We start from the raw sequence: 18,841 nt of genomic DNA, 5'->3' as shown, positions 1-18,841 counted from the left end.
ATGCTGCCGGTCATCACTCTGGTCGGCCGTCCCAATGTCGGCAAGTCGACGCTGTTTAATCGCCTCACCCGCAGCCGCAATGCGCTGGTTGCTGATTTCCCAGGCCTGACACGCGATCGTCAATACGGTCTCGGCCAACTTGGCGCGCGGCCCTATCTGCTGGTGGACACCGGCGGCCTGTCCGGCGGTCGCGACGCACTTGAGGTCCTCACCGAGCGTCAGGTCCGCCTGGCCATTGAGGAAGCCGATCATCTGCTATTCATGGTCGATGCACGCGACGGCTGTGTGGCGGGCGATCTCGACATCGCCGCCGAACTGCGCCGCACCGGCAAGCCTCTGACCCTGGCGGTCAACAAGGTCGACCGACTCGATGCTGATCAGGCGCTGGCGGAATTTCATCGCCTGGGTCTCGGTGAGCCGGTGGCGATCGCGGCCAGTCATGGACGCGGCCTGAGCACGCTGCTTGAGCGCGTCTATGATGCGCTGCCAGAAGCCGTGGAGGACCCGGAGGCGGCGGCAGCGGGGCAGGGCATCCAGATCGCTGTGGTCGGGCGGCCGAATGCGGGCAAATCCACCCTGATCAATCGCCTGCTCGGCGAGGAGCGGGTGGTGGCCAGCGACATGCCTGGCACCACGCGCGACAGCCTGTTCATCCCCTTCCAGGTCGATGGGCGCGACTATACGCTGATTGATACCGCCGGCATGCGGCGTCGTGCCAAGGTTACGGAGCTGATCGAGAAATATAGCGTCATCAAGGCGATGCAGGCGATCGATGCCTGTAATGTCGCTATTTTGGTGATTGATGCACGCGCCGGCATCGGTGAGCAGGACGCGACCCTGGCCGCGCACATCATCGACAGTGGTCGTGCGCTGGTGGTTGCCGTCAATAAGTGGGACGGGCTCAGTGGCGAGGAGCGCAACGCGATCCGGGACACCTACCAACGCAAGCTCGGTTTTCTCGATTTTGCCGAGCGTTTCCAGATCTCGGCGCTACACGGGTCCAACGTGGGGCATCTGCTCGAAGCGGTCGAGCGTGCCTACGCCAGTGCGTTCCGCGATCTGCCAACACCCTTGCTGACGCGTCTGCTGGAGGATCTGGTCAGCGAGCATCAGCCGCCGCTGGTGCACGGGCGGCGCATTAAACTGCGCTACGCCCATCAGGGCGGGCGCAATCCGCCGGTGATCGTGATTCACGGCAATCAAGCCGAGGCGGTCCCCGATCCTTACCGGCGTTTCCTGATCAATCGTTTTCGCAGTGAGCTTAAATTGGGTGGCACGCCCTTGCGACTGGAGCTCAAGAGCGGCACCAACCCCTTTGCCGGCAAGCGCAATACGCTGACGCCGAGCCAGCAGCGCCAGCGTGAGCGGCTGAAGCGATTCGTGAGCCGAAAAAAACGCTGAGCGCATGGGCTGGCAAGCGCGGGCACCTGGAATGCGGGTGGCCGGGTTAGCTGTGGGTGGCGTGGGAGGAATTCCGAACCAGCCGAACATTCAGCCAGAGCAGCCAGATCGGATCAAGCCAGATCGGATCAAGAAAGTCCCGGTGACCGGGTCACCGGGACAATGGTCACCGGGAGATCAAGCAGGGGGATCTAGCAAAGTCCCGGTTCCCCGGTCGTTTCGGGAGGGGGAGTTCCCTGGCGACCATGCCCCGCCTGTCATCAAGAGGGACATGACAAATTAGAGGCGGGCGCGGGGCCGAAGTTCCGTCTCGGCCGCGCGCGCTACCTCAACCACATGGGGTTTCGGCTCCTTTGTGATCGCGCTATCTGGGCAACCTTCTGGTCCGGCATCGACTCAGGGCAGAATCACCTGCACAAATTCCGACGGACGCAGAATTTCGTCGGGCTCGCTGGCAAAGATGACGTCGAGTTCATAGACCGCGCCGTCCGGGTCGATGCGCACCGCCTCGACGCCCAGGCTGTAGACTTCTCCATCGCGCAGTTCGCCACGGACCCGGACCTTGGCGTCCTGGCCCGGGCGGTAACGGCGCAGCACTTCAGAGGTCACCAGAATGCGGGCGAGCATTTTGTCGTTGGGCGCTACAGTGAGCAACGGCTTGGGCTGCAACGAGCGGAAAATCACCGCCCCTTGCTCGGCATTGCGCTCCACCACGATGGCGTCGAAGGGGGCGCGCAGCTCGGTGTGCTCCAGGGCCACGGCGGCAGCAGCCTCGCCGGCGCGCGCCGACTCGGCTTCGGCGCTGGCGGCGGAGTGCTCGAGCTCAGCGTCCTTGAGCTCCTCGATGGCAATCAGGCCGCGGTCGAACAGCTCCTGGGTGCGGTCGAGCTCGCGCTGGGCGTTCTCCAGCGCGACCTGGGTGCGGGCCAGGCGCGCACTCGCCTCGAGCAGTCGCGCCTGGGCTTCGCGCTGATCCATGCGCAGCAGCACATCGTCTTTCTTGACATGCTGCCCCGGCTTGATCAACACCTCGGCCACAATGCCGTTCTCCAGCGCGCGCATCTCGACGCGATTCACCCATTCAAGCCGGCCGTTCATTTGCAGGGCTAGCGCCGGCAGGCTGATCAGAGAGACGATCAGGCCAAGGGCAAGCGGGCCGAGCCTGGTTAGCAGTGGTGACGCCATGATGACATCCTCAGGTCAACACCCGGATGGGACCGGACGCAGACGCGGACGGGACCGGGATAGGGTTGGAACAGGAGGCGGTGACCGCCAGACGCGATCAGCAGTGCGCGCAGGGTACCGGACTCAGCGTACCGGCTTGCCTTGCAACGCATCAAGCTCAGCCAGAGTCAGAGCCTGGCACAGCGCGACTTGCTCCTGGTCACGCCGGGCGCGGGTCTGCTGACTCATCGAGAAGCCAAGGTCGGCCTGGGCTTCAAGCTCATAGAGGGTGCGGCTCTCGTCCAGTTTGAGATCACGCCAGTAGGCCTCGGTCTCCGTCTGCTCTGCGATCAGCCCCAGCAGGCCCAGGCGGGTGATGAGCTCGAGCGCGTTTTGTTCAATATCCATGTCGAGCAGGGCGCGGGCCTCCTTGGTTTTCAGCTCTTCGGCGAGCTGACGGATGTGGGCATTATCGGCGCGCGCGGCGCTGATGACATCCTCAAGCTTGGGTGGTTTGAGGTCGTCCCCAGGCAGTTTCGGCAGCGTCAGTTTGCTCGGCAGGGTGTCCGGGCGACCCAGCGCCTGGGCGAGCAGGGAGCGGGTCAGGCGCTGTGCGGCCTCGCTCGCGGCGCGCTGGCGGCGAATCATCTGATACTCGGCATCCAGCTCGGCAACGCGCAGCGGGGAGAACTGTCCCAGCTCGGCACGTGCCCGGGCGCGATCGAGCTGCACGAAGGCGACGGCCATGGCCTCGTTATCGCGCGCGAAGCTCAGATCCGCGAGCAGCACATCGAAAAACCGCTGCATTACCTCCAGGCGCTGCGCGGCATTGGCGTCGATCAAGGATGAAGCCCAGGCCTGATTGCGGCGCACGTCGCCATCGCGCGCCCCGGTGAAGGCCAGATCGTGACAGCCGATGAAGAGCGCCAGCGGGCGCGGAAAACGCAGGTTGTCCGCATCCGCGGCGACGCGGGGATGGGCCTTTGCAAGCTCCAGTGCCTGCTCAAGACTCAGCGGATCGGGCAGGGCCTCGGCGGCGCTCGCCGTGCCCACCGGCAGCACCAGCGCCAACACCAGAACCAGAGGCGCAAGGCGCGTAAATGCCGAGATGTTGCAGGACGCCGTCCGCCAGCGCAAAGCCAACACTGGGCGCGATCTGGTGAAATGTCCGGATAATGGAAACGACTTTTTCAATGACATGTTATTCACGCTCACTGCGCGGTCCGGTGCCGGGGCGAAAATTGCCGCGGCTTTGATACAGATCGTCGCCGGAAGACTCGCGTCCTTTGGGCTCGGCCTCGAGCAGTTCGCGCTTGGCCTTGTCAACCTGCATCTGCTGCTCGGGCGTGAGGGTCCGGCCGTTCACCAGAAGCTCGTTCCACTGCTCGGCATCGCCCGATTCACCGGCTGACGCGGTTGGCTTGGGTTGGGCCTCCTGCTGCTGCTTAGTGGCCTCTTCGCGCGCGGCCTGGCGACGCTGATCATAGGCATCGGCGGCTTGCTGCATCTCGCGGGCGCGCGCCTCAGCCTCCTGGCGGTCGGCCTCGCTCGGCCCCGGCTGGAGCTCGATGCTCTCTACACTGCGAAGATTGCTCCCGGCTGGCGGTGAGGAGGAAAAGCTGACATTACCCTGCGCATCGACACTGCGATAAACCTGCTGCTGCGCCTCGGCCGTTGCCGGGATGCCCAAGCTCAGGGCGAGGCCCAAGACTAGCGACAGCGCGCCGCCAAGCACTGGCGCGCTGCCTGGAACAAAAAACGGTAAGCGAACATGCGACATGAAAATGCCCCATTGGCATGGCTAAAGGTTGTCGGAGTCTAGCGCAAAGGCCGCGCGCGGTTAAGTCATGCCGATAACCGCGATCATCGGCCACGGCTCACGGTCCCTGGGGCAGGGATGCTCGCGCTCCGCTCCAACTCTGGTCGGGACTGGACATCTGCGTAAAATAAGGATTATGCCTGGCTCGATGGAATTTTTAGAGACCATTAACGTTTTGCCCGCTTAGTCGACCACTCTCACTGGAACACCAAAACCGGATCCAAACAACGCGCTATGCCAAACCCACCCGCCACCTTCGCCCTGATCGGCGCCGCCGGCTTCGTCGCGCCGCGCCACATGCGCGCCATCCAGGACACCGGGCAGACCCTGCTCGCGGCGCTCGACCCCAATGACAGCGTCGGCATCATCGACAGCTACTTCCCGCAGGCGGATTTCTTCACCGAATTCGAGCGCTTCGACCGCCACGTCGACAAACTGCGCCGCAAGGGCCGACCCGTCGATTACGTCAGCATCTGCTCGCCCAACTACCTGCACGACGCCCATATTCGCTTCGCCCTGCGCAATCGCGCTCATGCCATTTGCGAAAAGCCGCTGGTACTCAACCCCTGGAATATCGACGGCCTGCATGAAATTGAGACCGAAACTGGCGCACGCATCTACAACATTCTGCAACTGCGCCTACACCCCAGCATCATCGCGCTGCGCGAACGCATCCACAGGGACGACACAAGCATCCGAGACGTCGATATCACCTACATCACCTCACGCGGCAACTGGTATCAGCGCAGTTGGAAAGGCAACCTAGAGAAATCCGGCGGCATTGCCACCAACATCGGCGTGCATTTTTTCGACATGCTGAGCTGGGTCTTCGGCCCTGTCCGCGATAGCCAGGTCCATCTCAGTCGCCCGGACTGTGCCGCTGGCTATCTGGAGCTCGCACAAGCACGGGTACGCTGGTTCCTCTCCATCAATGCCGATCATCTGCCCGCGAGCGCGCGCGAGCAAAACCAGCGCACCTATCGCTCCATCACCGTCGATGCAGAGGAGATCGAATTCTCCGGTGGCTTCACCGATCTTCACACCGAAAGCTATCGCCACATTCTCAGCGGACAAGGCTTCGGTCTGGATGAAGCGCGCACCGCTGTCGAAACCGTTTATCAAATCCGTAACGCCAGCCCGCAGGGTCTGCGCGGCGACTATCATCCCTTCTGCGCCCAAGTGCGGGAATAAACTTAGCCATGAGCCACGCCTACCGCGCGCATCCCACCGCCATCATCGACGAGGGTGCCGAGATCGGCCCCGACACCCGCATCTGGCACTGGGTTCACATCTGCGGCGGCGCCCGCATCGGTCGCGACTGCTCGCTCGGTCAGAACGTCTTTGTCGGCAACCGGGTCGTTATCGGAAACAACGTCAAGATTCAGAACAACGTCTCAGTCTACGATGGCGTCACCCTGGAAGACGAGGTCTTCTGCGGCCCCAGCATGGTTTTCACCAACGTCTACAATCCCCGCTCGGCAGTGTCGCGTAAGGACGAATACCGTCCGACCCTGGTCAAAAAGGGCGCCACCCTCGGCGCCAACTGCACTCTCGTCTGCGGAGTCACCATCGGCGAATACGCCTTCATCGGCGCCGGCTCGGTTATCACCCGAGACGTCAAGCCCTATGCCCTCATGGTCGGCGTCCCGGCGCGGCAGATCGGCTGGATGAGCGCGCATGGCGAGCGCTTGGAGCTGCCGCTAAGCGGCGATGGGCAGGCCACCTGCCCCAGCGGTGGGCACGGCTACCGGCTTCAGAACGGGCGGATTGAACAGCTAGGCGGATGACAGAAGAGCTGATTAGCTGGAAATTGGCCAGCGGGTCAGGGGTATCCTGCTCCCAATCGGGCGCGCGGACTTGACTGGGCGTGCCAGGGTTTTTGATCGAGCGTGCCACGCGCTCGCGAATCTCGGCGGATGGCAAGTGGAGTGCGACTGTCCAGTTTTCCGGCTGTGCTAGATTCTGCTCAGGGCATCACCTGGCCGAGACAAGCGACACTTTTAGTCTTAGCGCCAATCAATCGAGCGGCCGGTGATTTCAATATCCAGGCGCCGAGTCGGGTGCTGCGGGTTGGCTCTGATCCTGAGGTGGATTGTGCGCCGAACGATGGGCGCTGTGAGGGGCTCTGTGGTTCTGGTGGGCTGGATGGTTATGACGATAGCATTGCGCGGTTGCTGGCGATGGATTCCAGCGCGCGCGTTGGATACGCCGGCAAATGCGCCAACTCGGCGGCGAGCGCTATCTGCGGCGGCTGGATGGTTAGTCATGATTCCGTCTATTGCCTGCTGGAGGGTGGGGACCCGCACCGACGGCGCAAAGCCTCTCCCCATTTGGAGGAGATGGCGAGTCCGCGAGCCATAGAGCGAACTCGACGCCCGCCGCCGCGCCACCCGTGCCGGTGATGCGGCTGAGCAACAAGGTGCTCACCACGACCGGGCTGTGCAGTCGGTCAGGAGGCTCTTCGAGAGCGATCTCAAACACATCGACACGGGCAAAACGATACAATCAATCTCGGCTTTTGACGACCTGCCCGTGGACGTCGCTGAGAACAAGGACGCCGACGACATTGACTAATCCGCCGCCGTGCCCTGCGGCCTGGAGAACGCATAAACTCAGTGGGGTGTACTATGATTGAAGATCTCGATAAAATTCTGACAATCGCCGGCCGAATGCAAACCGAGATGCCGGCCTTGAAAGAGAAACTTGCCGCCACGGACTTCACAGCCGAAGCTGGCGGCGGGGCCGTCTCCGCTACCGTTAATGGCAAACTCGCCATTGTCAATCTCAAAATCGCCGAGCAGATTCGCAACGATCCCACCACGGATTATGACCTGCTCGAAACCCTCATCAAAGCCGCCATCTCTGCCGCCCAGGCCCAGGCAGCCGACGCTGCCGCCAAGGCCATGAAGGAGCTCACCGGCGGCATGGACATCGCGGAAGGATAAATGGAAAAGGGCTAGCGCGTGCCATACTCCTCGGCTTCTTTCCGAGTCATAAAGAAATGAATGCCGCTCGTGCATTCAATACGCGGATCATCATTCCAAGCATCCGCCCAAGTTTCCTTTCCGACGATGTATCGCGTACCTTTTCGCGTCCTGTAGGCCGGTTTTTTTGGTCCACTACTGACCGCGCGCGTCACAACGTGCGTTGCCCTGCATTTCCGTCCTACTAACGAGCACGCGCGAACCGCATCCTCCGGGATGTATAACTCAAGGATCGCGCCATCCGCGTACTTCCAACCAATAAACCCCCCTTCTTCCGGGCAGATTGCAAAGTCTGGTAAGTTGGTGCCGTGAAGATCTGCGTCGTGAAGGTCGGCACCGGCAAGGTAGGCGCCGTAGAGGTCGGCGCCGCGAAGCTTGGCTTCCCGAAGGTCGGCGCCGTAGAGGTCCGCGCCGTAAAGATCGGCCCCGCGAAGGTCGGCGCCGTAAAGATCGGCACCGTAAAGGTCGGCGTCGTGAAGGTTGGCGCCCTCAAGGTCGGCTCCGCGAAGGTCGGCGCTGCGAAGGTTGGCTCCGCGAAGGTTCGCTTCGCAAAGACCGGCGCTGCGAAGGTCAGCGGCCTGAAGATCCGCGCTGCGAAGGTCAACGCCGTGAAGATCGGCACCCTGAAGGTCGGCACCGTAAAGGTCGGCACCGTGCAGCTTTGCTCCACCAAGGTCGGCGCCGCGAAGGTCGGCGCCGTACAGATCGGCACCGTCAAGCTTTGCACCTTGAACGGTGGTGCCATCAAGGTTTGCTCCACGAAGGTCAGCGTTGCGAAGGTCGGCTTTGCGAAGGTCGGCATCGCGAAGGTCGGCGCCGTTAAGGCTAGCCCTACTCCCGCCCTTTCTGCCGAGCCAAAGAGCGTGTTCCTCTAGGATTGCACCCAATTCTATTTTTGTGACGGCCATGTTCCCTGTATTCTGGCTTCAAGACCCCATACCGCGGGAAACGGAATGATCCGCGCGCATTCGGTATATGGGTCTCTGAGCGAGTATGGTCGCGCGAGCGGCTAGACGTCAGTATGACCCAGAGATCGTGCGCCGGGAAGCGAGGGTTCGCCGCTGGCTTGGCCGTGGTAGCCTCACCCCAATCAGGCACCGCCTGTATCGTCATCCGTGCCTAGTAGAAAGCTGATCGTGCTTCCGCATGATACGCATGATCCCACTCATGGCACGGCTCAGGATTTCCCCCGATGGTGCAGCCCCTTTGGTAATAACGGCTAGAGTTACTAATTCATCAAAAAGTTCAAGATATCGGCAATGAAAAGTTGTACCATCTTGTCCCGTGAAAGTGATATCCGTTGCTGCGGTATTAAGCAGATTCTTCTCAATCAATGATTTTGCTTTGTTTAAATACCCCGCAAGCGCCGAAATCGCCTCGGACTGATCATCGTTAACTGGAGCAACAAGAGTTAAACCGTCGCTGCTGGCCAGTACAGCTGCCTTCAGATTCCCATCTTTCACTATTCGTTCCAGCTGTTTTCTAACGGCGATCAGGGGAATTGCAGACCGATCTATACGCCGATCTTTATTATTCTCATTTTCGCTCATATCTATCCCCTTCTTAATCGATGGATTCTAAAAACCTCCATGAACGACAAGCATCCGGATCGCTCTAGTATCCGCAAACCGGAATATATCGGCAGCGAGCCGCACCTTGGGCGTGCCAAGGCATTTCTCCGTTACGGGATGAAGATTCAAGAACTACCCAAAAGCGAAGCGTCAGGGTGGTTGAAGACACATTTCTCAAAAACCGGTGGTTTCCATGCAACAACAGCAATCTGATGTTGATTGCAAGGGAAAGTGGACGTGGGGTCTCCCCACGGGCTCTTCCTGACGCATGGCGTCGAACAGATAACCAGTCTTGCTTTCCAGTGCCTCCGTTACCACCTGCCGACCAAACGCCTTTCGCAGGAACACATATCTCGAGGAAAAAAAATAGGCCTGCAATGAACGGCTATAATGAAATGAAACAGGGTTGTTATATTTCATTACCAACACCTGATGGGGCTTTTCCAGTTGCACGGAAAGAGTGGTGAAATATCCGGTAAGCTCTCTGGAAACGCGTTGAATGGCGCTGATCGTCTCCGAGTCCATGCGAGAGATATCCTCAATGGTGTTTAGCATGGAGAAGATGATTTCACTATCCACCTCAGCCTTGCGCTCAAGGTTCTGGGTATCAAATAAGAAGTTGTCATTGTGTATGGTGCCGTTATGGATTCCCACCGTCTGCCCAACCCGAATCGGTTGATTGTTGTCGGGATTCCAGACGGAGCCCTTGGTGGGTTTCCGTGTGTGTCCCAGTAACGTGCAGGTTGAGAGGTCCCATGAATTCATGAAATCCGCGAATTCCTGGGAAGCGACGAACTCACTCGCACATACCGGCAGTTTCAAAATGTTGTGGCTTCCGTCCGGCCAGAATGCAGCCACGCCCGTGGCCTCACGGCCCCGTTCCTCGTTCGCCAGCAACACCCCTGTGAAGAGTTCCTTGACCCGTTGGTGCTCGGCGCATGTCAATCGTCGACCCAACTGGATCCCCATCAATCCACACACGATTTCGCCCCACCCCTATCCACTTCAATCAATCTCGCTCGAGCCTGAGCCAGCGCTACTTCTTCAGGCCAAAGTGGTAACCAAGCCACCACATGCCCATCAAATCTGACATCCTACCTTCCAAACACATAGGACCCCTCCTCGCCATCCCACGACGGGTACCTTTCCAGATACTGATCGATGCGTTGCTTCACCTCTGTTTTGGTCACTCCCGATTTGGCGGAAACGCAACCAAGCCAATCATCCGGTGAGGACTGTCCCCGTGCCAGTCCCAACTCGATATGCTTGATGATCACCTTATCCACGTCATCCACGAACATGGGATAGTTAACATGGCCTTGAAGGTCCCGCTCAATATCTCTCCACCCGTAGCCCTCGATCCGATAAGCGGAGATCGGTCGTTCGGCCAGATGCTTTAGTACTGGATATGCCGGGTTGGTAAATTTGTTGAAGATGGACTTGAGAAACAGCAACAAGTCTGTGGCGTCTTGTCTTAGTTCGCGGATCTCCTCGTCACCTATGCCGGAGGTATCACTTCGCGCCAATTCCCCGTCATTATTGCTCAATCGGTTCAGGAGTTCCTTTTTCCGTTCCCAGGAACCCTTACGGCCCGTGTGGATCAGTCCGTATTTGGATAGCTCCACCGATTTCAACACCAACGCCAGAAAGAGAAAGGTCTTGGCCACAATAGACGTCGGCACGAGATCCCCGTCGGGGAACCGCATCTCGAGGTGAAAAGTCTTGATGCGACCATCCTCATCGAATTCCATATGCTCAAGATTGAAGAAGTTTTGATGTTCGGGTACCTTCTGGCTTTGTTTCAGGAGCGCTTGAATCTGCGGCATATCCTTTTGTACAGGAGCGTGCTCCATGAACTCCTGATGCGCATTGTGCTGTCGGCGGCGGCACATGCCACTGGACACATCTCCACCGCTAAACAGGTACTTTAATCCGGGCGCATGTTTACGCACCAGGTTCCAGAGGTTGGCCAGAATGATCTGCGGGATTCGCTCGGATAGCCCAACGGCAATGAGATGGAAATGGAGGCCGCAGGTCTGGCGCATGCGCATCTTCTCTTCCAAGAGGATATCGATGATCTGCCTGTACTGCTCCATGAGGGAGTTCCATTGAGGATGCCGGCCGATGACCTGCATTTCCACCCCGCAGTGTTCCTTAACCACATCAAAAATGCCCAGTTCTCCCAGATTCTCAAGGTCCCGTGACGGTCGGAGTCGCTTTTCGAGATGAGCCCGGAATACATTGGACTGCATGCCGCCAGGCAGTCCGCATTCCAGTTCTGGACCGATCTTCAATACGCGATAGAAAAGATCCTGATAGTATCGGTCCTGCTCGTGCGAGAGCGTATCCTCTCTTCTGAAGAAAAAGATTTCCTCTGACATTCCTCACCGTTATATTTTCGAGTATCCGCGGAATGCTCAAACGTGTCGTATCGGCAACTCATCTCCTCATAACCCGCCGCGCACGCGGCCACTCACGTGACCGGCCCGATTGCCACGGCGCTCTCCTCGAGTCCACCAGGTACGAGAACCGCGGCAAAGCGGGCTAGACACGGGTGAGCGTAAACCGTGTCCCTCGGGTTTCGGGAATCGGTTCGATGTTCATGTGCGTCTTCACGTCCATCTTGGCAAGAGCAGCGTTCATGGTGTTCATCACCGGGCAGGTGAACGGCTGCTTGACCCCTGTGGCCAAAATCTTCTGCGTCAGATTCCAGCCCTTGCACCGATTTCCCTCGATCATCCATCCGTTCTCAATCTCTTTTACGGTGGCATCATCAAAGAATCCGATCTCATCGACCCAGATACGGAGTAATTCGTTCAGCACATCCGTTGGGTTTTCACCTTCGATCTCGAGCCCCATCTCCTTCTGCATGATCTCCAGCAGGTCGGTGCCCACTATCCTCATCAGGGCAAAGGCGGAATCGTCGAACAGGTCATAGATTCCTTTCGCCAGACCCTCGATCATCAACGAAAGCACGCGCACCAATTGTCTTTTCTTTTCCTCTTCACTTGCCATGGGTCACCTCCAACTCAAATAGTCTTAGATTATGTCGTCTCAAACGGCCGCGGCTATGTCCGCCACCAGTCTCTTGGCCACCATTCTGAGATTCCCCAATGTGGCATCGGGCGTGACACTGATAATGAGATTCAAATCCGCCTTGCCAACGGCCCGCAAGAGAATCCAGCCCTTGTCCTGCTCCACCAGGATCTCGTCCGTGCGACCACCATTGAGTGACGTCACGGTCTTGCTAACCAGTTTGGATACCATGGCAAACTTGGCCGAAAACGACTCCACATCGGCATTGGCCGGGTTGTTGATCAATAGTGGGAGACCGTCCGAACTAAAGAGCGCGGCCGTCTGCAACCCCTCAACATCGCCGTTGAGGGAGTTTAAAATATCTTTTGGAATTCCCATTTTGCCTCCGTTTTGTAATCATCTCGAGTTGAACGGGCTGCCTCTCCCGTATTTAAGTTTCCCCATCAAGTATGTTTGTGCCAAGACTATATTCAATACCTTTACCCAACACCTTTAACCTTTCGAGAAGCGGCTCTTTTTCGGCACTCCAATGGGAGGGCCCATGCCTCTCCATCCATGCATGATGCACAGATTCAGGATCGATCAGCGTTTGAAAAAAATCTTGAAGTGTCTGGACGTGTCTCTCGGTTACTATTTTACCGATATCTTGCCCCAGAAGATAAGCTGGAACCAAATCGAAATTCCCGATATGTTCCACGCCCACATCCCAAAAGCGATTGGATGTATCATCGATATAAACATCAAGCAGTTGGGCAATATCTTGTAGATCGCGAAGTCTTTCATAGGGGCGAATTAAAAAAGACTCCATCTTTAGAACTGCAATACAGGAAGGAGGCGAAACCTTGACTTCAAGAGAATTCAGAGCCTTATGCGCCACGGAGTGGGTCAATGCCAAATCAATCCCAGCGAAGTTCATGGTCTGACCGTTTTCCAGCTCAACCATTCCTTTTTCCGAGAACTCCTGCCCGGCGGGAATAATATTCAAGAAAGGGCCTTGTGGCGACTGAAATCGATACGCATGCCTTGGATGCCTTGTCCAATCAGAGTACTGCGAGAGCGCAGTCAAAACTTCATTTTGGTCCAGCGCAACAACAAGGTCTATATCGGCTGTTTTGCGCCAAGACACCTCCAAATAAAACCCTAATGCGACGGCACCAATAAGCGTGCTTTGGGATTCTGGGAAGATGTGGTAAAAATCGCGAAGCGTTTCAAGTTGAATTTGGTTTAAGGCGGACGTCATTGGGTTTTGTCCGATCTGGCTAATGATTGGCTTCATATCTAATATGCGCAGCATTTTTAGCTGGCAAATTCATGATGCTCTTGAAGTATTTCAGTATATATATCGACAGTGGATGGATAAGTGTGAATTTTAGCAAAGCCGAGCACAGCGTTCTGTGAATCCGGTCACATACGAAAGGTGCGGAATGCGACCCACGGGCGCAGGACCAGCCACTTCAGGCCGCTGTCGATTCTGGGCGCTAGAGGTCATCGGCTCACATCAGTTATGTCGCGCGCGGCATGGCGGGCTGCAGGCACCCCAGCAGAAAATCGGCGAAGGCCTCGTACTCGGTGGTCGGGTCATCGGGGCCGATCTGGGCCGCCGGCGCGATCAGTCCCTCCAGAAAAATACACGCACCAACCAGTCCAGTCCCTATCTCGCGAAACAGCCAACAGGCGCTCGTAATACAGGTCGCGCCGCGACTCCAGTTAGTCGCTCAGGTAAAAGCTCGGGCGTACAAGCAATTGCTTCGCGTACAATATTGAGGGGAACCATCAGTCGCCCCAAGCGACCGTTACCATCGAGCCAATACGCTGGGCTAATAAGCTGGGCTAATCAGCTAAAGAGGAAGACGAATGCCGATAAGAGGTCAATCGCAAGATGCGGCGGTTTCCCATTATCCTGGTTCGGCGGGCTTGTCTTCGGGAGAGAGTGCTCCAAGCCGGGCTTCCTCGAGATCGGGTCGGAAAACGCACTGGGAGGGGGTCTATCGCGATAAGTCGCCGCTTGAAGTCAGTTGGTATCAGCTAGAACCTCAGACGTCGCTGGATATGATCGACTTGGCGCTGGATAGCCCGCCGGGGCCCGATGGCGGGCTCATTGATGTCGGCGGCGGGGCCTCGGTGCTGGTCGACCGGCTGCTTGCGCGCGGCTGGTCGGACATCGCGGTGCTGGATCTGGCCGGGAATGCGCTGGCGCACGCGAAGCGGCGCCTGGATAAGCAGAGCGCGCGGGTGCGTTGGATCGAGGCCGATGTGACTGACTTTCTGCCGCCCAAGCAATACCGCATCTGGCATGATCGAGCGGTCTTTCACTTCCTCACCGATGCCGCCGATCGTGAAGCCTATGTGCAACGGCTGATGGCGGGCCTGGTTCCTGACGGGCACGTCATCATCGCCGCCTTCGCCCCCGGCGGGCCGACTCAATGCAGCGGTCTCGACATCGTGCAATACGATGCGGTGCGGATCAAAAACACCCTCGGCCCGGCCTTCGATCTGGAGCACGAACGCCAGGAGGTCCACCTGACACCAGCGGGCAAGGAACAGCTTTTCGGCTACTTCCTGCTGCGTTATCGCGAGTGAATTGACCACTTCGTTGCTGTTTGGGTGGATAGGGCCTCTGACGTGTCCTGGTCCTCCCTGGGATCCATCCACCTGGCCAGCCAAAGCCCAGGGCGTCGGGCACATGGAAGCCCCGCGCGGCGCGCTGGGCCACTGGATTGTGATCGAGAACGGCAAGACCGCCAATTACCAGGCCGTGGTGCCCAGCACCTGGAATGCCGGACCGCGCGATACTGCCGACCAGCCCGGCCCCTATGAAGCTGCCCTGCAGGGGCAGGCCGTGCACGATGCTCATCAGCCGCTAGAGATCCTGCGCACCGTGCATAGCTTCGACCCCTGTCTCGCTTGCGCGGTGCATCTCTTCGATCCTGAGGCAAAGGAGGCAACGCGCGTTCGGGTGTGCTGAGCAGCGTCGGAGCGGAGCTTTTCGAGCAGATCTTGCAGATGCTCTCGGCTTTCTCAGGCGAACTCACCGCCGACAATCAGGGTTCGTAGTGATAACGAAGTTGTGCAATCAAAATAGCGTCATCCAGCGCCTTGTAAACTATTCGATGCTCACCGGTGATACGCCGGGACCAGTAGCCGCACAAGCCGTGTCGCAAGCGTTCCGGTTTTCCCGTGCCCTCGAAAGGCGTTCGTTTGACTTCCGCGATCAGTGCGTTGATGCGTTTCAGGACGGCCTTGTCGGTCTTTTGCCAGTACACATAATCCTCCCAGGCGCGACTGGAGAAAATCAGTTGCACTCAACCATATCCCGTTCCAGACCATGCCCAGCCTCCAGCTCGGCAATGGATTCCAACAGGCGCCTTGCGTTAGCTGGCGCACGCAACAGGTAGGCTGTTTCCTCCATCGCCTGATAATCCTCGAGTGACAGCATGACGACAGGCGACTCACGCTTGCGAGTAATAACCACCGGCGCATGGTCGCGACAGACCTGCTCCATGGTTTTTGCGAGATTCGCCCGCGCGGCGGTGTAGCTGATGGCATCCATCGGGAACCTCCGGGTTAAGGTGTACGGAAAAATGTACTAAACCGACGGTAGACCAATCTTGTCAGACAAGCAACCTTAGGGAAGGTGATCCGTCCGAATGGGCTCGGATGCTCTGCGCGGTGATGCCTTGGATGGCATGGCCAACTGCACTGTGTGGCGATGTTTATGGGGCCTCATGGCCCGATGAAGGCTCGTCTAACGACTGGCGACGCGCGTCCGGGTGTGCTGAGCAGCGTCGGAGCGGAGTTTTTTTCGAGCAGATCTTTCAGATGCTCTCGGACATGTGCGCGAACACGGCTGAGGGCTGATTCTTGGGTGGGGGGCTGATGGGCGCGGCTTGCGCTTGGGGCGCCCTTAGCCTCCTGTCTCCATCAGGTGTCGGAATTCAATCGGCTTGCTGCCCGGGCTGAGGTCGCAGCCCTCTGGCTTTATCCCCATGGCCTCAGCGATTGCTCCTTTCAGTTGCTCGGCGTTACCTGGATGGGAGCGCAGCACCGCGCGTAGATCGACGGATTGCGGATCGCCCAGGCAGGGCAGCAGCCGGCCATCCGCCGTGACGCGCACACGGTTGCACGCATTACAAAAGTTGTGGCTTCGCGGGGCGATAAAGCCGACGCGGGTCTCTGATCCTGGGATGCGGTAATAGCGAGCCGGGCCGCCTGTGGTTTCGGTTGTGGGAACCAGTGCGAGTTCCGTAGCGAGTTCCTCGCGAATACGGTCGGCCGGGTAGAAGGTCTCGGCCCGGTCATGTTCGCCAATTGTGCCAAACGGCATTTCTTCAATAAAGCTGAGATTGATTCCTTTGGCCATTGCAAAACGTGTCAAGGCGAGAATCTCGTCGTGGTTGTGGCCTTTAAGGATCACGGTATTCAGCTTGATCCGTTCAAAGCCGGCGGCGATGGCGGCATCAATGCCGCGCAACACCTTTTCGAGATCCCCAGTGCGGGTCAACGCGCGAAAACGCTCTGGTCTCAGGCTGTCAAGACTGATGTTGATGCGCCGTACCCCAGCTTTGCGCAGCGGATGGGCCAGACGTTCGAGCTGGGAGCCGTTGGTTGTGAGCACGAGCTCGCTCAGGCGGGGCAGCGACGCAATCTGGCGAATCAACCCGAGCGCCCCAGGGCGCACCAGCGGCTCGCCGCCGGTGAGCCGAATCTTGTGTGCGCCAAGCTCTACGAAGGCGGCAGCAACTGCGGCTAACTCATCCAGCGACAGCAGCTCCTCGCGATCCGTGAAGCCTGGCTTTGCGGGCATGCAATAGATGCAGCGGAAGTCGCAGCGGTCGCTGATAGAGAGTCGCAGATAGGTGATGCGGCGGCCAAAACGATCCACAAGTGCCGGTGGTTGGTGGGCACCGGTTCCCGTGCGTTTGCCCGGCAAGTCAGTTGGCGTCATCAGGCCCGATTCCGTTTTCCATGTGTTGTGGGGAGAGGGTAGCAGAGGCGCGCGCATCTTGGTGGCACATGACCGCGCCCTATCGCATGGCCTCGCTATTGGGAGGCGTGCAGGCCGATATTTTTACGGACGTCGGCGATCTCAATACCGGAGCCCACCTCGCTTACGGGGACCCATTGCAAAGCCTTACGTCGGATGCCTGGTTCGATGCCGACTACATTTTGCTGTCGCTGATCAATCCGAACGCGACGCGTATCCCGGACGCCCACTTTATCTGGGAGGCACGCTGGAATGGCGCGCGCGTGGTTAGGAGATTCGGCTGAGTCTCGGTAGTTTGCATGTTAGAGGGCTCCTCGGCTCACCACTGAAAAGGCAGCGCCTCGGCAGCCGATGCCAATCGCGGTGCCTGATGGTATCTGTAGTTGCCTTTGCCTGAGCGCTTGACGCAGTACATGGCATTGTCCGCGAGTCGGACCAGCTCATTGAGGTTCTTGGCGTCGTCGGGGAAGAGAGCGATGCCGATACTGGCGCCGACCTGATGCTTGGTTTCGGCCACTGTGATGGGCTCCGAGACGGCTTCGATAACCTTGCGCGCCACTGCGCCCGCGTCGGCCGGTTGGTAGATGTGCTCGAGAATCAACGCGAACTCGTCACCGCCGAGACGCGCGACCAGATCTTGCTCCCGGCCACGGGACTTAAGCCGGCAGGCAACTTCGCGTAGCACGTGATCGCCGTCCGCGTGGCCATGGCTGTCGTTGATCTGCTTGAATCCGTCAAGGTCGACGAACAAGAGCGCCAGACGCGTTCCCGCTCGCCGCGCGCGGGCGATGCTCTTTGCCAGGTGGTCGTTGAAGAGCGCGCGGTTGGGGAGTTCGGTGAGATCATCGTGGGTTGCCATGAAGGCCAATTGGCGCTCGGCACGTTTGCGCTCGTTGACCTCGTCTAGCAGCTTTTCGTTGACTCGGCGCAGATCCGCGGTGCGCTCCGCCACCCGCTCTTCCAGACGTTCGCGGGCATCGAGCAATTCGGCGTTCGAGTGCGTTAACGCGGCCATCATGGCGTTGGTTCGATGCAGCACGAAGCCGGCCACCAAAGCGCTCAGCAGCAGAGTCACGCCGCCAATGATCAGCAACAAATGGTCGGCCTGGTGAAACTCCTCGGATGTCGCCGCCAGGGCCGCGCGATTCTGGGATTGCTGCAAGGCGGCGAAATTCTGCACCACGGCTAGCGCGCGCTCTTGAGCAGGAATCGCCTGGTGCAGCAAGACGCGTTTCGCTTCCGCAAGCTGGTCCTGGGCAAGGAGGTCGATCACCTGATATTGCAGGGCGCCGGCGGCGCGCGAAAGCTCACGCTGTTGCTGCAGCAAGTCGCGTTCATCTTTGCTCAGTGTCATGGCTGCAATCTGCTCGCGCGCCTTGAGGAACCGGGAGCCGAGGGCGCGTAAATCGACAAGCAGATCATCGCGCTCGAACGGATCATCGGTGGAAATCATGGCGTGGAGAAGGATCGCCCGCTCGCGGGAGCTCTGGTGCATTTCCTGCGCCAGCGCACCGCGGGCGCTGTACTCTTCAACCACCTGCGCCAATCGCTCCTGCATCTTATGCATTTGCGACAGGCTAAGCGCCACCTCGACGAAGAGGAGCAAAAACAGAATCACGAAGCCGGTCGCGAGCAGGGGGCAGGGCGAACTGGGGGCGCGGCAGACATTCGCCTGGGGTCCCCGGGTTTTCGAGCCTCCGCTGGACTCAGCGCGGAGAGGAGGTGCGACTGGAGTCTGCATCAATTACCTCCGAAAAAGGCCTTGACCGGCTATTAGCGCACTGGCTGCGCCGACCCCGAGCCTGGCTGCGTAAGCCGCGGATTATGGTTTCGTGTAATCGCGAATGGTCTTCATCAATGACTGAGGGCCGGTGGTCTGGCC

20 protein-coding genes and 1 pseudogene are annotated in these 18,841 nt (G+C 58.9%); 7 read left to right on the top strand and 14 right to left on the bottom strand.

The features are described 5' to 3' along the window. Positions 1-1,401 carry a ribosome biogenesis GTPase Der gene (der, locus tag Thiosp_RS20755; RefSeq protein WP_201066385.1) on the top strand — a complete coding sequence of 467 codons (1,401 nt, stop codon included), beginning with the start codon at positions 1-3 and terminating at the stop codon, positions 1,399-1,401. Between the two features lie 396 nt (positions 1,402-1,797). Here der and Thiosp_RS20750 read toward each other — a convergent pair whose 3' ends face one another. The 3 genes from Thiosp_RS20750 to Thiosp_RS20740 all read right to left on the bottom strand — a co-directional run bounded on the left by Thiosp_RS20750 (position 1,798) and on the right by Thiosp_RS20740 (position 4,345). Beyond that, complete coding sequence (locus Thiosp_RS20750; protein ID WP_201066383.1) at positions 1,798-2,586, bottom strand: efflux RND transporter periplasmic adaptor subunit; 789 nt, start codon at positions 2,584-2,586, stop codon at positions 1,798-1,800. A gap of 123 nt (positions 2,587-2,709) precedes the next feature. Beyond that, a complete protein-coding gene (locus tag Thiosp_RS20745; protein WP_323696688.1) occupies positions 2,710-3,711 on the bottom strand; it encodes a TolC family protein in 1,002 nt (333 codons plus the stop codon). 55 nt (positions 3,712-3,766) lie between these two features. Continuing rightward, positions 3,767-4,345, bottom strand: a complete 579-nt coding sequence (locus tag Thiosp_RS20740; protein ID WP_201066381.1) for a DUF4124 domain-containing protein — start codon at positions 4,343-4,345, stop codon at positions 3,767-3,769. A gap of 273 nt (positions 4,346-4,618) precedes the next feature. On the opposite strand from Thiosp_RS20740, the gene Thiosp_RS20735 reads away from it, so the two are divergent. From Thiosp_RS20735 to Thiosp_RS20725, 3 genes are all read left to right on the top strand, one after another. Continuing rightward, positions 4,619-5,575 (top strand): Gfo/Idh/MocA family protein, encoded by a 957-nt coding sequence (locus Thiosp_RS20735; RefSeq protein ID WP_323696687.1) that lies wholly within the window; start codon positions 4,619-4,621, stop codon positions 5,573-5,575. An 8-nt stretch (positions 5,576-5,583) separates the two neighbouring features. Then, the gene (locus tag Thiosp_RS20730) at positions 5,584-6,171 is read left to right on the top strand and encodes an acyltransferase (RefSeq protein WP_323696686.1); all 588 of its coding nucleotides are present in this window, start codon (positions 5,584-5,586) and stop codon (positions 6,169-6,171) included. Positions 6,172-7,074: 903 nt separating this feature from the next. Continuing rightward, positions 7,075-7,329: a YbaB/EbfC family nucleoid-associated protein gene (locus Thiosp_RS20725; RefSeq protein WP_201063078.1), complete on the top strand. Its 255-nt coding sequence runs from the start codon at positions 7,075-7,077 to the stop codon at positions 7,327-7,329. Positions 7,330-7,340: 11 nt separating this feature from the next. Here Thiosp_RS20725 and Thiosp_RS20720 read toward each other — a convergent pair whose 3' ends face one another. The 7 genes from Thiosp_RS20720 to Thiosp_RS20690 all read right to left on the bottom strand — a co-directional run bounded on the left by Thiosp_RS20720 (position 7,341) and on the right by Thiosp_RS20690 (position 13,251). Beyond that, positions 7,341-8,276: a pentapeptide repeat-containing protein gene (locus tag Thiosp_RS20720; RefSeq protein ID WP_201063079.1), complete on the bottom strand. Its 936-nt coding sequence runs from the start codon at positions 8,274-8,276 to the stop codon at positions 7,341-7,343. Between the two features lie 201 nt (positions 8,277-8,477). Then, positions 8,478-8,918 (bottom strand): hypothetical protein, encoded by a 441-nt coding sequence (locus tag Thiosp_RS20715; RefSeq protein WP_009148658.1) that lies wholly within the window; start codon positions 8,916-8,918, stop codon positions 8,478-8,480. Positions 8,919-9,113: 195 nt separating this feature from the next. After that, positions 9,114-9,920: a class II glutamine amidotransferase domain-containing protein gene (locus Thiosp_RS20710; RefSeq protein ID WP_323696685.1), complete on the bottom strand. Its 807-nt coding sequence runs from the start codon at positions 9,918-9,920 to the stop codon at positions 9,114-9,116. A 113-nt stretch (positions 9,921-10,033) separates the two neighbouring features. After that, positions 10,034-11,320, bottom strand: a complete 1,287-nt coding sequence (locus tag Thiosp_RS20705) for a hypothetical protein (RefSeq protein ID WP_201063082.1) — start codon at positions 11,318-11,320, stop codon at positions 10,034-10,036. A 163-nt stretch (positions 11,321-11,483) separates the two neighbouring features. Next, entirely contained in the window at positions 11,484-11,954 is a 471-nt protein-coding gene (locus Thiosp_RS20700) for a hypothetical protein (protein WP_201063083.1), read from the bottom strand. Between the two features lie 39 nt (positions 11,955-11,993). Then, positions 11,994-12,353, bottom strand: coding sequence for a roadblock/LC7 domain-containing protein (locus Thiosp_RS20695; protein ID WP_009148653.1), 360 nt, complete (start codon positions 12,351-12,353; stop codon positions 11,994-11,996). Between the two features lie 52 nt (positions 12,354-12,405). Beyond that, positions 12,406-13,251 carry a nucleotidyl transferase AbiEii/AbiGii toxin family protein gene (locus Thiosp_RS20690; RefSeq protein WP_201063084.1) on the bottom strand — a complete coding sequence of 282 codons (846 nt, stop codon included), beginning with the start codon at positions 13,249-13,251 and terminating at the stop codon, positions 12,406-12,408. Between the two features lie 773 nt (positions 13,252-14,024). On the opposite strand from Thiosp_RS20690, the gene Thiosp_RS20685 reads away from it, so the two are divergent. Both Thiosp_RS20685 and Thiosp_RS20680 read left to right on the top strand, forming a co-directional pair. After that, positions 14,025-14,555 carry a class I SAM-dependent methyltransferase gene (locus Thiosp_RS20685; RefSeq protein WP_323696684.1) on the top strand — a complete coding sequence of 177 codons (531 nt, stop codon included), beginning with the start codon at positions 14,025-14,027 and terminating at the stop codon, positions 14,553-14,555. A 58-nt stretch (positions 14,556-14,613) separates the two neighbouring features. Beyond that, a pseudogene (locus Thiosp_RS20680) lies at positions 14,614-14,940 on the top strand (nickel-dependent hydrogenase large subunit); the annotation flags it as partial. A gap of 76 nt (positions 14,941-15,016) precedes the next feature. Here the strand turns inward: Thiosp_RS20680 and Thiosp_RS20675 are convergent. From Thiosp_RS20675 to moaA, 3 genes are all read right to left on the bottom strand, one after another. Beyond that, the gene (locus tag Thiosp_RS20675) at positions 15,017-15,277 is read right to left on the bottom strand and encodes a Txe/YoeB family addiction module toxin (RefSeq protein ID WP_201063086.1); all 261 of its coding nucleotides are present in this window, start codon (positions 15,275-15,277) and stop codon (positions 15,017-15,019) included. Continuing rightward, positions 15,268-15,525 carry a type II toxin-antitoxin system Phd/YefM family antitoxin gene (locus Thiosp_RS20670; protein WP_201063087.1) on the bottom strand — a complete coding sequence of 86 codons (258 nt, stop codon included), beginning with the start codon at positions 15,523-15,525 and terminating at the stop codon, positions 15,268-15,270. Before Thiosp_RS20670 ends, Thiosp_RS20675 begins: the two co-directional genes overlap by 10 nt. A 354-nt stretch (positions 15,526-15,879) precedes the next feature. Further along, complete coding sequence (moaA, locus tag Thiosp_RS20665; RefSeq protein ID WP_201063088.1) at positions 15,880-16,920, bottom strand: GTP 3',8-cyclase MoaA; 1,041 nt, start codon at positions 16,918-16,920, stop codon at positions 15,880-15,882. A 68-nt stretch (positions 16,921-16,988) separates the two neighbouring features. Between moaA and Thiosp_RS20660 the strand changes: the two genes are divergently transcribed. Then, on the top strand, positions 16,989-17,243 hold the full coding sequence (locus tag Thiosp_RS20660) for a hypothetical protein (RefSeq protein WP_201063089.1): 255 nt from the start codon (positions 16,989-16,991) through the stop codon (positions 17,241-17,243). Positions 17,244-17,278: 35 nt separating this feature from the next. Here Thiosp_RS20660 and Thiosp_RS20655 read toward each other — a convergent pair whose 3' ends face one another. Next, positions 17,279-18,577 carry a diguanylate cyclase domain-containing protein gene (locus tag Thiosp_RS20655; RefSeq protein WP_323696683.1) on the bottom strand — a complete coding sequence of 433 codons (1,299 nt, stop codon included), beginning with the start codon at positions 18,575-18,577 and terminating at the stop codon, positions 17,279-17,281. Between the last annotated feature and the right edge of the window lie 264 nt (positions 18,578-18,841).

The sequence above is a fragment of the Thiorhodovibrio litoralis genome (genome assembly GCF_033954455.1).
Lineage (GTDB): Bacteria > Pseudomonadota > Gammaproteobacteria > Chromatiales > Chromatiaceae > Thiorhodovibrio > Thiorhodovibrio litoralis.
Note: the sequence above shows the minus strand (reverse complement) of the source record. Positions and strands in the feature narration are given on the sequence as shown.

What these genes read in the sequence shown, in the direction of transcription:
- Thiosp_RS20720 (WP_201063079.1), bottom strand. Translation starts at nt 8,276, where the DNA reads ATGGCCGTCACAAAAATAGAATTGGGTGCAATCCTAGAGGAACACGCT.
- Thiosp_RS20690 (WP_201063084.1), bottom strand. Translation starts at nt 13,251, where the DNA reads ATGAAGCCAATCATTAGCCAGATCGGACAAAACCCAATGACGTCCGCC.
- Thiosp_RS20660 (WP_201063089.1), top strand. Translation starts at nt 16,989, where the DNA reads ATGACCGCGCCCTATCGCATGGCCTCGCTATTGGGAGGCGTGCAGGCC.
- Thiosp_RS20715 (WP_009148658.1), bottom strand. Translation starts at nt 8,918, where the DNA reads ATGAGCGAAAATGAGAATAATAAAGATCGGCGTATAGATCGGTCTGCA.
- Thiosp_RS20735 (WP_323696687.1), top strand. Translation starts at nt 4,619, where the DNA reads ATGCCAAACCCACCCGCCACCTTCGCCCTGATCGGCGCCGCCGGCTTC.
- Thiosp_RS20670 (WP_201063087.1), bottom strand. Translation starts at nt 15,525, where the DNA reads ATGGATGCCATCAGCTACACCGCCGCGCGGGCGAATCTCGCAAAAACC.
- Thiosp_RS20730 (WP_323696686.1), top strand. Translation starts at nt 5,584, where the DNA reads ATGAGCCACGCCTACCGCGCGCATCCCACCGCCATCATCGACGAGGGT.
- Thiosp_RS20695 (WP_009148653.1), bottom strand. Translation starts at nt 12,353, where the DNA reads ATGGGAATTCCAAAAGATATTTTAAACTCCCTCAACGGCGATGTTGAG.
- Thiosp_RS20685 (WP_323696684.1), top strand. Translation starts at nt 14,025, where the DNA reads ATGATCGACTTGGCGCTGGATAGCCCGCCGGGGCCCGATGGCGGGCTC.
- der (WP_201066385.1), top strand. Translation starts at nt 1, where the DNA reads ATGCTGCCGGTCATCACTCTGGTCGGCCGTCCCAATGTCGGCAAGTCG.
- Thiosp_RS20740 (WP_201066381.1), bottom strand. Translation starts at nt 4,345, where the DNA reads ATGTCGCATGTTCGCTTACCGTTTTTTGTTCCAGGCAGCGCGCCAGTG.
- moaA (WP_201063088.1), bottom strand. Translation starts at nt 16,920, where the DNA reads ATGACGCCAACTGACTTGCCGGGCAAACGCACGGGAACCGGTGCCCAC.
- Thiosp_RS20750 (WP_201066383.1), bottom strand. Translation starts at nt 2,586, where the DNA reads ATGGCGTCACCACTGCTAACCAGGCTCGGCCCGCTTGCCCTTGGCCTG.
- Thiosp_RS20700 (WP_201063083.1), bottom strand. Translation starts at nt 11,954, where the DNA reads ATGGCAAGTGAAGAGGAAAAGAAAAGACAATTGGTGCGCGTGCTTTCG.
- Thiosp_RS20705 (WP_201063082.1), bottom strand. Translation starts at nt 11,320, where the DNA reads ATGTCAGAGGAAATCTTTTTCTTCAGAAGAGAGGATACGCTCTCGCAC.